The 14257-nt window shown below is 68.1% G+C and carries 7 protein-coding genes; 5 read left to right on the forward strand and 2 right to left on the reverse strand.

The window, feature by feature from the left end:
- Positions 1–94 precede the first annotated feature (94 nt).
- The 5 genes from uvrA to ACG02S_RS03620 all read left to right on the forward strand — a co-directional run bounded on the left by uvrA (position 95) and on the right by ACG02S_RS03620 (position 10131).
- Positions 95–5725, forward strand: a complete 5631-nt coding sequence (gene uvrA, locus ACG02S_RS03600) for an excinuclease ABC subunit UvrA (RefSeq protein ID WP_394469075.1) — start codon at positions 95–97, stop codon at positions 5723–5725.
- Positions 5726–5820: 95 nt separating this feature from the next.
- Positions 5821–6210: a hypothetical protein gene (locus ACG02S_RS03605; protein ID WP_394469076.1), complete on the forward strand. Its 390-nt coding sequence runs from the start codon at positions 5821–5823 to the stop codon at positions 6208–6210.
- Positions 6211–6236: 26 nt separating this feature from the next.
- Complete coding sequence (locus ACG02S_RS03610; RefSeq protein ID WP_394469077.1) at positions 6237–6395, forward strand: hypothetical protein; 159 nt, start codon at positions 6237–6239, stop codon at positions 6393–6395.
- A 12-nt stretch (positions 6396–6407) separates the two neighbouring features.
- Positions 6408–7424, forward strand: a complete 1017-nt coding sequence (locus ACG02S_RS03615; protein ID WP_394469078.1) for a TerC family protein — start codon at positions 6408–6410, stop codon at positions 7422–7424.
- A gap of 43 nt (positions 7425–7467) precedes the next feature.
- Entirely contained in the window at positions 7468–10131 is a 2664-nt protein-coding gene (locus ACG02S_RS03620) for a S9 family peptidase (protein ID WP_394469079.1), read from the forward strand.
- Between the two features lie 385 nt (positions 10132–10516).
- Here ACG02S_RS03620 and ACG02S_RS03625 read toward each other — a convergent pair whose 3' ends face one another.
- Positions 10517–12040 (reverse strand): choice-of-anchor I family protein, encoded by a 1524-nt coding sequence (locus tag ACG02S_RS03625; RefSeq protein ID WP_394469080.1) that lies wholly within the window; start codon positions 12038–12040, stop codon positions 10517–10519.
- A gap of 113 nt (positions 12041–12153) precedes the next feature.
- Entirely contained in the window at positions 12154–14238 is a 2085-nt protein-coding gene (locus ACG02S_RS03630; protein ID WP_394469081.1) for a catalase, read from the reverse strand.
- Positions 14239–14257 lie beyond the last annotated feature (19 nt).

Genomic DNA, 14257 nt, shown 5'->3' on the forward strand with positions numbered 1-14257 from the left:
GGCGCGATTCCTGCTTGCATTCGGCGCGCCGTGCTGACAGTTTCTGGTGCACGGCCTCCCTACACTGCCTGCCTTTGTCGTTTTGCTGCCTGCCATGTCGTCCGAGTCCGAAGGTCTGATCCGCATCCGAGGTGCCCGCCAGCACAACCTCAAGAACCTCGATCTGGACCTGCGCACCGCCGAGCTGACGGTGGTCACCGGCCCCAGCGGCTCGGGCAAATCCAGCCTGGTGTTCGATACGCTGTACGCCGAAGGCCAGCGCCGCTACGTTGAGACCTTCTCGGCCTATGCGCGCCAGTTCCTGGACCGCATGGACCGCCCGGCCGTGGACAAGGTGGACGGCGTGCCGCCAGCCATCGCCATCGACCAGACCAACCCAGTGCGCACCAGCCGTTCCACGGTGGGCACGATGACGGAGCTGAACGACCACCTGAAGCTGCTCTATGCGCGCGCCGCGGAGCTGTTCGATCGAAAGACGGCCCAGCCAGTGCGGCACGACACGGCGCAGAGCATCTACGCGGAGCTTATGGCGCGCACCGCGTCAGATGACCCGCGGCTGGTGCTGAGCTTCCCCGTGGAGCTGCCTGGTGGAACCACACAAGCGCAGGCGGAGCAATGGCTGTCGGCCAGCGGCTTCACGCGCATCCACTCGCAGCGAGAGGCGGAGGGAAAAACGGTGCTGGACGTGGTGGCCGACCGCTTCCGCATTCAGGGCGCCGACAGGCAGCGCGCCATGGAGGCCATCGAGCTGGGTTTGAAGCGCGGCGGTGGCAAGGTGAATGTTCACGTCGGTGACGATGGCGCCACACGCTGGCAGTTCTCGACGGGGCTTCACTGTCCCGAGAGCGACATCCGCTATGTCGACCCGCAGCCGGCGTTGTTCTCGTTCAACTCGGCTTTCGGCGCCTGCGAGGCGTGCCGCGGCTTTGGGCGCGTCATAGGCGTGGATCTGGGCCTGGTCATCCCGGACGACCGCAAGACGCTGCGCAACGGCGCCATCAAGACGATGGCCACGCCGGCCTGGAAGGACAGCCACGACGACTTGCTGAAGTACGCCGGCGAGGCTGGCATCCCGCGCGACACGCCGTGGAAGGACCTCAGCCCGGCCCACCGCGAGTGGGTCATCGAGGGCACGCCGAATTGGAACGGCAACTGGAACAAGCAGTGGTACGGGGTCAAGCGCTTCTTCGACTACCTGGAGAGCAAGGCCTACAAGATGCACATCCGCGTGCTCTTGTCGAAGTACCGCAGCTACACCGAGTGCCCCAGCTGCCGAGGTGCGCGGCTGAAGACCGAGGCGCTGTTGTGGCGCGTGGGCAGCAAGGCGCTGGCCGATGCCGCGCTGCCGGCGGAACAACGCTTCCTGCCGGTCGGCGTCGACTGGACGCGTGCGCAGCTGGAGGCGCTGCCGGGCTTGAGCCTTCACGACCTGATGCAGCTGCCCATCCAGCGGCTGCGCGATTTCGTCGATGGCCTGCAGCTGCCCAGCACGATGCTGGACGAGGCGCTGAAGCTGCTGCTGGACGAGATCCGCCACCGCAGCCGCTATCTGTGCGACGTGGGCCTGGGCTATCTGACGCTGGACCGCCAGAGCCGCACGCTGTCCGGCGGCGAGGTGCAGCGCATCAACCTGACGACGGCGCTGGGCACGAGCCTGGTCAACACGCTGTTCGTGCTGGATGAGCCCAGCATCGGCCTGCACCCGCGCGACATGGGCCGTATCAACCAGGCCATGCTGCGCCTGCGCGACGCGGGCAACACGCTGGTGGTGGTGGAGCACGACCCGGCCGTCATGCTGGCGGCGGACCGGCTCATCGACATGGGCCCCGGCCCCGGTGAGCGTGGCGGGCAGATCGTGTTCGACGGCACGCCCGAGCAGATCCGTGCGGCCGATACGCTGACCGGCGCGTATCTCGGCGCGCGCAAGCACGTGGGCATGGGGCTGAAGCGCGTGGTCGATGGCGCTACGCCCAAGCTCATGCTGGAAGGCGTGCGCGAGCACAACCTGAAGCACGTCAGCGTGGAGTTCCCGCTGCAGCGCCTGGTCGTGGTGACCGGCGTGTCCGGCTCCGGCAAGTCCACGCTGATGCAGGACGTGCTCTACCCGGCGCTGGCCCGCCAGTTCGGCAAGGCGACCGAGACGCCCGGCGCGCACGAGCAACTGCTGGGCGGCGACTTCCTGGCCGACGCGGTGTTCGTCGACCAGTCGCCCATCGGCAAGACGGCGCGTTCCAACCCGGCCAGCTACGTCGGCGCGTTCGACGAAATCCGCAAGCTTTTCGCCGAAGCGCCGGTGGCGCGCGAGCGCAGCTACACGGCCGGCATGTTCAGCTTCAACGCCGGCGACGGCCGCTGCCCGACCTGCGGCGGCTCGGGCTTCGAGCATGTCGAGATGCAGTTCTTGAGCGACGTCTACCTGCGCTGCCCGGACTGCGACGGCAAGCGCTTCCGGGCCGAGATGCTGGATGTGAAGCTCAGCCTGAAGGATCGCGACCTCAGCGTGTCCGATGTGCTGGAGCTGACGGTCGCCGAGGCGGTGGACCTGTTCAGCCCCCACCGCGCGGTCGTTGCCAAGCTGCAGCCCATCATGGACGTGGGCCTGGAGTACGTGCGCCTGGGCCAGCCGGTGCCGACGCTGTCGGGCGGCGAGGCGCAGCGGTTGAAGCTGGCCGGCTTCCTGGCCGAGGCGGCCTCGTCGCCGCGCTTCGGCGTCGCCAAGAAGGGCACGCTGTTCCTGTTCGACGAGCCGACCACGGGCCTGCATTTCGACGACATCGCCAAGCTGATGCGCGCGCTGCGCAAGCTGCTGTCGGCCGGCCATTCGCTGATCGTCATCGAGCACAACCTCGACGTGATCCGCGCGGCTGACTGGCTCATCGACCTTGGCCCCGAGGGCGGCGAGGCCGGCGGTGAGATCGTCTGCGTCGGCACGCCGGAGGCCGTGACCGAGCACCTCACCTCGCACACCGCCGCCGCGCTGCGCGACTACGCGCTGCACATGGACCGGCCCGCCACCGTCGTCGAGGAAGGTCGCCCGCTGCAGCAACTGATCAAGGCGCGCCGCCAGGCCGATGAGGCGATCCGCATCGTCAACGCGCGCGAGCACAACCTGAAGGGCGTCAGCGTCGACATCCCTCGCGGCAAGTTCAATGTGGTGACCGGCGTGTCCGGATCGGGCAAGAGCACGCTCGCGTTCGACATCCTGTTCAACGAAGGCCAGCGCCGCTACCTCGAATCGCTGAATGCCTACGCGCGGTCCATCGTGCAGCCGGCCGGGCGCCCCGAGGTCGACGCAGTGTGGGGCATCCCGCCGACCGTCGCCATCGAACAGCGCCTGTCGCGCGGTGGCCGCAAGAGCACGGTGGCGACGACCACGGAGGTCTGGCACTTCCTGCGCCTGCTTTACGTGAAGCTGGGCGTGCAGCATTGCGTGCACGACGGCGCACCGGTCAAGCCGCAGAGCGTCGAGAGCATTGCCGCGCAGCTGATGCGCGACTACAAGGGCCAGCACATCGGCTTGCTGGCGCCGCTGGTGGTGGCACGCAAGGGCGTGTACACCGACCTCGCCAAGTGGGCCAAGGGCCGCGGCCACACGCACCTGCGAGTGGACGGCGAGTTCCTGCCCACATCGCCGTGGCCGCGCATCGACCGCTTCAAGGAGCACACGCTGGAGCTGCCGGTCGGCGACCTGGTCGTGTCTGTCGACGAGGAGGCACGGCTGCGCGAGCTGCTGGCCAAGGCGCTGGACATCGGCAAGGGCGTGCTGCACGTGCTGGCGCCGCTGGACGGCCTGAACCTGGAGGACGGCGGCACCGGTGCCGGCGTGGGCGCGGTCAAGGTGTTCTCGACCAAGCGCGCCTGCCCGGTCTGCGGCACCAGCTACCCCGAGCTGGACCCGCGGCTGTTCTCGTACAACTCCAAGCACGGCTGGTGCACCAGCTGCGTCGGCACGGGCCTGAGCCTGACGCGCGAGCAGCGCAAGGCACTGGACGACAGTGCGCCCGCCGACGACAACCGGGGCCGTGAACAGAGCTTCCCGTCAGAGGAGGCCGAGGTCGAGGGCCTCACCGACGCGCCGTGTGCCGACTGCCACAGCACGCGGCTGAACCCGACGGCGCGCTCGGTGGAGTTCGAAGGCGAGGCCATTGGCGACGTGGCCGCGTGGAGCGTGGGCCAGGCGCGCGAATGGGTGCAGAGTCTGGCGTTGCACGGGCGTGACGCCGACATCGCCCGCGACGTGGTCAGCGAGATCCTGGGCCGGTTGCAGTTTCTGGAAGAAGTGGGCCTGGGCTACCTGACGCTCGACCGCGCCGCGCCGACGCTGTCGGGTGGCGAGGCGCAGCGCATCCGCCTGGCCGCGCAGCTCGGAAGCAATCTGCAGGGCGTCTGCTACGTGCTGGACGAGCCCACCATCGGCCTGCACCCGCGCGACAACCAGATCCTGTTGAAGGCGCTGTCTACGCTGGGCGACAAGGGCAACACGTTGGTGGTGGTGGAGCACGACGAGGACACCATCCGCCGCGCCGACCACATCATCGATATCGGCCCCGGCGCGGGCAAACGCGGTGGTCGCGTGGTGGCTCAAGGCACGGCGGCTGAACTGGCGGCGGTGGCGGAGTCGACGACGGGCCGCATGCTCGCCAAACCGCTGATCCATCCGTTGCAGGAACGTCGTGCGATCGGCCCAGATGCGCCCAAGCTGACCGTGCTGAACGCATCGCTGCACAACCTGCAAGGTGTGACGGTGGACGTGCCGCTGCACCGGCTCGTTGCCGTGACCGGCGTGTCCGGCTCCGGCAAGTCCACGCTGGCGCGCGACGTGCTGCTGGCCAACATGGCGGTCGCCGTGCCGCTGCGCAAGGCGCCGGCGCGCTGGACCGGCTGCGACGGCATCACCGGTCACGAGCAGGTGGACCGTGTGCTGGAGGTCGACCAGACTCCCATCGGCAAGACGCCGCGGTCCTGCCCGGCGACCTACATCGGCTTCTGGGACGCCATCCGCAAGCTGTTCGCCGAGACGCTGGAGTCGAAGGCCCGCGGCTACACGCCGGCGCGCTTCAGCTTCAACACCGGCGCGGGCCGCTGCCCCGGCTGCGAAGGGCAGGGCATGAAGACCATCGAGATGAGCTTCCTGCCCGACGTGAAGGTGCCGTGCGATCAGTGTCACGGGCAGCGCTTCAACCCGGAGACGCTGGGCGTTTCGTGGCGCGGCAAAAGCATCGGCGACGTGCTAGCGATGGAGGTGGATGAGGCGGTGGAGTTCTTCGCGTCCATGCCGTCCATCGCGCATCCGCTGCAGTTGCTGAAGGACGTGGGCCTGGGCTACCTGACGCTGGGCCAGCCGTCGCCGACGCTGTCGGGCGGCGAAGCACAGCGCATCAAGCTGGTGAGTGAGCTGGTCAAGGTGCGTGACGACGTGACCCGCCGCGGGCAGAAGGCGCCGCACACGCTGTACGTGCTGGACGAGCCGACGGTGGGCCTGCACATGGCCGACGTGGAGAAGCTGATCCGCGTGCTGCACCGGCTGGTGGCGGGCGGGCATTCGGTGGTGGTCATCGAGCACGACCTCGACGTCATCGCCGAGGCCGACTGGGTGCTGGACCTGGGTCCGGAGGGCGGCGACGCGGGCGGGCGCATCGTCATCGAAGGCACGCCGGAGCAGGTGGTGGCATCGGGCAGCCACACCGGCGTTGCGCTGGCGTCCGTGCTGGCGCGCGCTGGTTAACTTCGGTTTTTCAGAAGTCCAGAATCGAAGAACGGTGGTTTCTTCGAATTGACGGCTTGGCCACACTTCGCTCCGTTTTCGTTCGGAGGTGCGTGATGTCCTGGTTGCTGTGGTCTGTTGTTGCCGTCCTGGCGGGGTTGTGGTCCGTCACGGTGTGGCTGTGCCATGTCGTGGTGGCGGCGCTGCTGGGCGGCGCCGGTCACCTGCCCGTTAAGGAAATCGCCCTGCCCGAAGCCTGGACCAACTGGCTGCCGCAGCCGGTGTCCGAGTCGATCACGCAAATGCTGGAGGCCGCGCAGCCGGTGCTGGCAGCAGTGCTCGACTACGTCCCGGCGCTGGCCGGCGGGTTGACCGTGGTGGCGTGGGTTGTCTGGGCGCTCGGCGCCGCACTGCTGGTGCTGGCCGGCGTTGCCTCGCATCTGGCGCTGCGCTGGTGGCGGCGCAGCCAGCGCCCGGCGCCGCGCGCGACGCTGCGCCCGTCCTGATTTCGCCGCATGCCAAGGAGCCCGACATGGACGTTGCCACCCAACTGGGTCTGCTGTTCGCCGTGGTGCTGCTGCTGGCCGCTTGGCAAGCCTGGCGCATCGGCAACGACCGGCGCGATGTGGCGCTGCTCGGGGTCGGCAGCGGTGTCTCGGCCCTCGGCGCCGGCGTCGCCTTCATGCTCTGAAGAAAGCCTCTCATGGAACTGCTGCTGAACTTCCTGCACGGCGACTTCCTGGGTAAGCCCGCCTGGCTGTGGTTTGCCTTCTTCGGCGTCGTGGTGACGCTGCTGGCCTTGGACCTGGGCGTGCTGCACCGCGACCAGCACGAGATCGGGGTGCGTGAAAGCCTCCTGCTGTCGGGCGGCTACATCGGCGTGGCGCTCGCCTTCGGCGCCTGGGTGTGGTGGTACCTCGGCGCGCAAAGCGGCATGGACTATTACACCGGTTTCCTCATCGAGAAGTCGCTGTCCATGGACAACGTCTTCGTCATCGCGCTGGTCTTCGGCTTCTTCGCCATCCCGCGCCAGTACCAGCACCGCGTGCTGTTCTGGGGCATCCTGGGCGTTATCGTGCTGCGCGCGATGATGATCGGCCTGGGGGCGACGCTGGTCAGCCAGTTCAGCTGGATCCTCTACCTGTTCGGCGTCTTCCTGGTGATCACCGGCATCAAGATGTGGTTCATGGTCGACCACGAGCCGGACATCGCCAACAACCCGCTGCTGAAGTGGTTGAAGAAGCACATGCGCGTGACGGACGGCCTGCGCGGCAGCTCCTTCTGGGTGAAGGAGAGCGATCCCACGACCGGCCGTGTGGAGCGCTTTGCGACGCCACTGTTCCTCGCGCTGCTGCTGGTGGAGTTCGTGGACCTGATCTTCGCGGTCGACTCCGTGCCGGCCATCTTCGCGATCACGACCGACCCCTTCATCGTCTACACCAGCAACATCTTCGCCATCCTGGGCTTGCGCGCGCTGTACTTCGCGCTGGCCGCGATGATCCACCGCTTCAAGTACCTGAAGTACGCGCTCGCCCTAGTGCTGGTGTTCATCGGCAGCAAGATCTTCCTGGTGGGCTTCGTTGGCAAGGTGCCGGCAGTGGTGTCGCTGAGCGTCACCTTCGGGCTCATCGCCGGCGGCGTGCTGGTGTCGCTATGGAAGACGCGGGGCGAGGCGGCCGCCCCGGCCGTGACGAATGGGGCGAGCCAGCCGCATTCCTAGAATGCGGCGCCCCTGACCCGTGGGGGCGTGTTCAGGAGACCCCTTGAAGCCCGTCACTTTCGCTGCCGTCGGTAGCCTTGCCCTGGCCCTCGCGCTGTGGGCCGCCCCGCCCCTGCAGGCGCAGACCGCGCCCGTCGCCGCCGCGTCCCTCGAACAGATCTTCCGCGCCCAGCCCTACCGGGGCGACAACGCGAAAGACGCCGACTTCAGCCGCAGCGGCCGCTATCTGGCTTACCTGTGGAGCCCGTTCGGCGAACCCGGCACCGACTTGTGGGTGCATGACACCCGAACCGGCAAGACCGTGCGCGTCACTTCGTCGCAGGCCATGGCTGCGTTCGAGTCGCCCGAGGACATGGAGCGCTTCGACAGGAAGCTGAAACAGCGCAACGACGAATGGGCCGATCGACAGGCCAGGGAGATTGCGCAGCAGGCCTACCTGCGCGGCGACCAGGTCGACCTGTCGCAGTGGGAGGCCGCGCAGATCGAGGTGCTGAAGAAGGAGCTGGCCGAGAAGAAGGCCAAGGAGGACGCGCAGAAGGCGGCCGACAAGGCTGAGGCCGAGGCGGAGAAGCAGGCCATGGCCGCGCTGGCGGCCAAGCGCGCCGGCAAGCCCGTGCCGGCCGCATCATCTGCTTCTGCGGCCGAAGCGAAGAAGGACGACAAGAAAGACGACAAGGAGAAGGAGCTATGGGAGCTGCGCGACGAGCTGAAGAAAAAGCTCGCCCGCGACAAGCTCAAGCCTAGCGACCTGTACCCCGGAGTAGCTCAGTTCGTGTGGGCGCGCCACGCCGACGAGCTGATTTTCCAGTACCGCGGCGGCCTGTACCGCTGGAAGGCTGGCGACAAGGCGCCCACCGCGCTGCTGGCGGCGCAACGTGACCTGCGCATCGTGTCCTATACGCCCGACGACGCCGGCTTTGTCTACATGGACGACACGCGCGTGCTGCGCGGCAGCTTCCGGCAGGCCGGCGCGCAGGTGATCAACCGTGAGCTGGTGATTCCGGACGACGAGCAGAAGAAGTACCGCATCGCCGAGACCGTCATCAGCGAGGACGGCCGCTGGATGTCGCTGCTGGCCCGCGCGCCGCTGAAGACAGCCGACGACAAGCCCGCGCCGCCACCCAAGCAGGTGGAGATCATGAACTACAGCGAGCGCTGGGCCACGGCCAAGAAGGTCAACCGAGAGGTGTCAGACGACAAGCGCACGCAGCAGCCGCTGGCGCTGTATATCCGCCAGGTCCCGGCCGCGGGCGAGGCGCCGCGCAGGCAGCCCCAGCCGGTGCTGATGCACAACGGCGGCGACAGCTGGTTCGAGATGAGCACCGTGGCGTGGGCGCGCGACGGCAGCCGCTACGCGTTCACGACCTGGGAGCGCGAGAAGGAGTTGCTGCGCGTGTATCTCAGCAAGGCAGATGAAGAAGCCAGGCCCGAGGTCGTGCTGGAGCGCCGTGGCGACGTGGGCCACGAGGTGGTCAACGTGCTGAAGCCGCAGTTCACGCCGGACGGCAGGACGCTGGTGCTGGCGCTGGACGAGGCCGGCTGGCGCCAGCCCTATGCCATCGACGTGGCCACCAAGGCTCTGCGCCCGCTGCTGCAGGGCGAGTTTGAGGCGCACCAGGTGGTGGGCTTCACAGCCGACAGCAAGGCCATGTTCGTGCTGGCCAACAAGGGCGACAGCGCGGCGATGAACGCCTTCCGCGTGGACGTGGCCACGGGCGCGATGCAGGCCATCGGCGCGCCGGGCGAGTACCACCGCGCGGCGGCTTCGTCCGAGGACGGCCGCTGGGTGGCCGCCAACGCTGGCAACTGGGCGCGGCGCCCGGAGCTGAAGCTGCTGGGCACCGATGCCAGGACGGCACCGCGCACGCTGACCGACAGCACCGATCCCGCCTGGGCGCAGCTGAACCTGCTGCAGCCCGAGCGTTTCGCGTACACCAACCGCTACGGCGACCGCATCGAGGCCTATGCCTTCAAGCCCGTCGGCTGGCAGGCGACGGACAAGCGGCCGGCCATCGTCTACGTGTACGGCGGCCCGCTGAATGACCGCCACATCGTCGAGGTCGACAGCTTCCAGAACACGGCTTATCTGTTCAGCCAGTACATGGCCGCGAAGCACGGCTACGTGACCATCGCCGTCGACCCGCGCGGCCACAGCAACTACGGTCGCAAGTTCTCCAACGCGAACTGGGAGCGTGTCGGCGAGCCGCAGTCCGAGGACCTGGAAGACCTGGTGAAGCTGCTGCCCGCGCAGTTCGGCGTGGACGGCTCGCGCGTGGGCCTGAACGGCTGGAGCTTCGGTGGCTTCCAGACGCAGTACACGATGTTCACCAAGCCCGACCTGTTCGCCGCCGGCATCGCCGGCGCCGGCCCGACAGAATGGGAGAACTACAACAGCTGGTACAGCGGCCGCACCATCGGCAAGGTCGACCGCAGCAAGCCCGTGCTGCGCAAGTACTCGCTGCTGCCGCTGGCGCGTGGTTTGAAGAAGCCGCTGATGCTGGTGCACGGCATGCAGGACCCCAACGTGCTGTACCAGGACACCGTTAACGTCTACCGCGCGCTGCTGGAGTCGGGCAAGGAATCGCTGGTCGAACTGTTCCTGGACCCGGACGGCGAGCACGCGATGGGCGGCGCGGTGAAGCCGGCCGGCTGGCATCGCAAGTACGAGGCCTTCTGGACCCGGAACCTGGGGCGCGCAGCGCCTTGAAATGCAAAAGGGGCGCCCGATGAACTGCCCTTTTTGTCGGGCTCTTGCGCGCTGGTGGGTGTGTCGGGTAGGACGCAGGAAGACGGGCAGTCCTGATGCTTCGTCCCCCCGGGCCGCTGCGCGGCCCTCCTCATTTACCTGCGCATCAGGCTTGCTTGCCCTCCTGCTTGTCGTGCCAATGGGCGTCCGCTGCAAGACCCCGCTGGTGGATAGGGCGGGATGCGGGGGGCAATTGCGCAGACAAAGGAGGAGGGCCGGCTGTGGCTGGCCCGGGGGACACAAAGCAATTGCCCTCCCGCCGTGTGCGGCGCAACCCAATGCTTGCTGTGCGGCCGTCGGTCCACCACGAATCGGTGCGCAGAAGCCGTCTATGGCGGCGTGGACCTCAGGCCTTGCGGCGACGTGCCATCCAGCCCACCAGCCCCAGGCCGCCCAGCAGCATCGCGTAGGTGCTCGGCTCCGGAACCGGGGCCAGCGCGAACAGTGCGGTGCCGGCGCCCACGCCATCGGCACCCTCGGCCGAGACGGCCAGGTAGTGCATGCCGTCCATCGTAAAGCCCTTCAGGCCCTCGGGCGCGATCTGGCCGTTCATCGTTAGCAGGCGCACGAAGCTGGTCTGGCTCGGGTCGTTGGCGTCGATCTCGAACACGGCGATGGCGCCGGTCGTCGTACGCTCCAGGCCGATGAACGCGAAGGTCTTGCCGCCGATCTCCATCACCTCAACGCCCTCGGGCTCTACGCCCTTGTCGCGGCTGCGGTTGTCGTTGTAGAGGCCGGCCAGGTTGGCCTGCACGTCCAGGATGTTGCCGCTGTCGTAGACAAGTTTGCCGTCCGCGTCGCGAATGGAGAACGAGCGCGCGCCGGCGGTGTACAGGTTGCCGGCTGAAGAATCGGTGTTGGAGATGCGCAGGGTGCTGGTCGGGCCCGTGGTGCCGACGCTGCTGGCCGCCGAGCGGTCGCCGTCGTCCTCGCGGAAGTCGCCCTCGTTGGCCATTACGACGTAGGTCTTGTTGCCCTTGCCTGTGAAGCTGGCCATGCCGTCGGGCATGTAGAGGCCCTGGGCGACCACGCTCTGGAAGCTGACTTTGCCGTCGTTGTAGACCGCGTCGATCGCGTTGCCGGGCGCGGAAAAGTCCTTGGCGCCCAGCCCCACCACCTTCGTGAACTGGCCGCTCTGCAGATTCAGCACGCCCATGGCATTGGCCTCCTGCAGGCTCACGTAGGCCTGCGTGCCGGCCTTATTGACGGTGATGTACTCGGGCTCGAAGTCCATGCCCGTGTTGGTGCGGATGTGCGTGCCGCTCTGCGCCACGCCGGCCAGCGTGGCGGTGCTGACGACTGAGCGGCTGGCCACGTCGATGATGCTGACGCTGCCGACCGGGTCGCTGGCGCTGGCGCCGTAATTGCGCGGAACGGTATTGCCGATGCGTGCGCCGTAGGTGGCCGGCGTGCCTTCATTGGCGACGAGGAGGCGGCTGCCGTCGGGCGTGAAGGTCAGCATGTCGGGCAGCGCGCCGACCGTGATGGTGCTGGTGCCGGCCAGCAGGCTGCGGCTGGTCGTGTCGTAAAGCTGCACGACGCCGGCCTGCGTGCGGGTCGTCGATTCGATGGCGAGCGCGGCCACGCCGTTGTGGATCGCGACGCTGTTGATAGAACCCCAGCCGCTGGTGTCGATGAAGCTAAGCGACGCGCCGGTCTTGGCGTCCAGCACGTTGACGCCGTTGACGCCCGACACCCACAGCGTCTTCGTGACGCCGTCGAACGCGACGATCTCGGACAGGAAGCCGCTGGGCGTGCCAGTGTGGGCGTTGCTCCAGACCTGGCTGGCGCCGTCCAGCAGCCCGGCTTGGGCGGTGCTAGCCAGCGTGACGGAGGCGGCGAGCGCCTGGAGGAGTCGGGTGGGTGTCATGGACGGAGGGGTGCTGGGGACCGAAAGCGCGCATGCTCGGCAGCGCGCTTGACAGGTCCGTGACGCGCCCCGGCCCACCCCCCGATTCGGGCGGGTGGCGGACCCACCGCAGCTCACGGCAGCGGGTGCACACGCTCCTCGCGGTCCCACTGGCGCGTGGCGGCGGCCTCCACAAACGCCTGAGCCTTGCTGTCCAGCGCGCACACGCCGTCGTCCACCACCAGGTGCAGCGCTTCCACCAGCAGCTTGCCGCCGGCGTCGTGGCCGATGGCCTTCAGGTGGCCATAGGCCTGCCGCACGAAGGTGGCTGCCGCGTCGTCCTGCGCCAGCTGCTGCGCGGCGGCAGACGACAGCACCAGCGCGACGGCATCAAACGCCGCGGCGGGACTGCCGTGCAGGCGCGCATCGGCGGGCAGGTGCGTGCCGTCGTTCAGCGTGGCGCCGCCGATGCGTGGAGCGATCTTCTGTACTTTGGCGCCGGCCTTGCGCAGCGCCTTGTCGAGCGCTGCGATGCGTTTGGCGTCGGAGTCGTCGCTGAACACCAGCGCTACGCAGCGGTCCCGCAGCGACGGCGGCGTCTTGTCGATGATGCCGAGGGCGGGCGAGGGCGGCAGGTCGCGTACCGGCGCCGCAGGCTTCGCGGCGGGCGGCAGGGTTGCAATGCCCAGACCGGAGGCCACGCGCTGCGCCAGGCCCGCGTCGATGACGCGCAGGTGGCCCACCATGCGCTCGCGCACAGCCGGTGTTTCCACCTTGCTCAGCTCAAACACCAGCGCCGATGCCATGTGCGCCTGCTCCAGCGCGTTCTGGCTGCGGAAGAACATGCGAGCCTGGCTGTAGTGGTCGGCAAAGCTCTCGGGGCGGATGCGGCCTTTCGAGTCGGGCTCACCCAGCGCGGCGAAGCTCTGAAAGCCGCGCGGCGCCTCGTAGGGCGCGTCGGGCTGCAGGCTGCTGGGCTCGTAGGCCACGCGGCCGGTCGGCACGCGGGTCTGCATGTGGCCGTCGCGCGTCTGCGTGTGGAAGGGGCACTTGGGCGCGTTGATGGGAAGCTGGTCGAAGTTGGGCGTGCCCAGGCGCGACAGCTGCGTGTCCAGGTAGCTGAACAGCCGCCCCTGCAGCAGCGGGTCGTTGGAGAAGTCCACGCCGGGCGGCAGGTTTGCGGGGCAATAGGCTACCTGCTCGTTCTCCGCGAAGTGGTTGGCCGGGTTGCGGTTCAGCGTCATGCGGCCGATGACCTGCAGCGGCACCAGCTCCTCGGGGATCAGCTTGGTCGGGTCCAGGTGATCGAACGGGAACTTGGCGGCATCGGCCTCGGTGAACAGCTGCACGGCCAGGTCCCACGCGGGGAAGCGGCCGTCATCGATGGCTGTCCACAGGTCGCGGCGGTGCGCGTCGGGGTCGGCGCCGGCCAGCTGCACGGCTTCGTCCCACAGCGTGCTCTGCAGGCCCAACACCGGGCGCCAGTGGAACTTGCAGAAGGTGCTCTTGCCCTTGGCGTCCAGCAGCCGGAAGCTGTGGATGCCGAAGCCTTCGATGGTGCGCAGTGAGCGCGGGAGGGTGCGGTCGCTCATCGCCCACATCACCATGTGCATGCTCTCGGGCATCAGCGAGATGAAGTCCCAAAAGGTGTCGTGCGCGCTGGCTGCCTGCGGAAAGCCGCGGTCGGGCTCCATCTTCACCGCGTGGATGAGATCGGGGAACTTCATCGCGTCCTGGATGAAGAACACCGGGATGTTGTTGCCCACCAGGTCCCAGTTGCCCTCGGGCGTGTAGAACTTGACCGCGAAGCCGCGCACGTCACGCGGCGTGTCCACCGAGCCCGCGCCGCCGGCCACCGTCGAGAACCGCGTGAACACCGGTGTCTTCACGCCCACCTCGGTCAGCACCTTGGCCGTCGTGACCTTGGCCAGCGAGGTGTGTAGCTCAAACACGCCGTGCGCCGCCGAGCCGCGCGCATGCACGATGCGCTCGGGTATGCGCTCGTGGTCGAAGTGCGTGATCTTCTCGCGCAGGATGAAATCTTCCAGCAGCGTCGGCCCGCGCGCGCCGGCCTTAAGCGAGGTCTGGTTGTTGGTGACCGGAATGCCCTGGTTGGTCGTCATCGGCGGGTGCGTACCGCCGGCGGTGTGGTGCAGCTCACCGCCCGTGCCGACTTGCACCGGAGGGGATGACGGGGAAGGGCGAAAGGGCTTGGGCATGCGGAATCCTGATGATGGC

The organism is Pelomonas dachongensis (genome assembly GCF_043555865.1).
Lineage (GTDB): Bacteria > Pseudomonadota > Gammaproteobacteria > Burkholderiales > Burkholderiaceae_C > Pelomonas > Pelomonas dachongensis.

Excerpts from the sequence above, each read along its gene's own strand:
- ACG02S_RS03605 (WP_394469076.1), top strand. The coding sequence starts at position 5,821 with ATGTCCTGGTTGCTGTGGTCTGTTGTTGCCGTCCTGGCGGGGTTGTGG.
- ACG02S_RS03630 (WP_394469081.1), bottom strand. The coding sequence starts at position 14,238 with ATGCCCAAGCCCTTTCGCCCTTCCCCGTCATCCCCTCCGGTGCAAGTC.
- uvrA (WP_394469075.1), top strand. The coding sequence starts at position 95 with ATGTCGTCCGAGTCCGAAGGTCTGATCCGCATCCGAGGTGCCCGCCAG.
- ACG02S_RS03625 (WP_394469080.1), bottom strand. The coding sequence starts at position 12,040 with ATGACACCCACCCGACTCCTCCAGGCGCTCGCCGCCTCCGTCACGCTG.
- ACG02S_RS03610 (WP_394469077.1), top strand. The coding sequence starts at position 6,237 with ATGGACGTTGCCACCCAACTGGGTCTGCTGTTCGCCGTGGTGCTGCTG.
- ACG02S_RS03615 (WP_394469078.1), top strand. The coding sequence starts at position 6,408 with ATGGAACTGCTGCTGAACTTCCTGCACGGCGACTTCCTGGGTAAGCCC.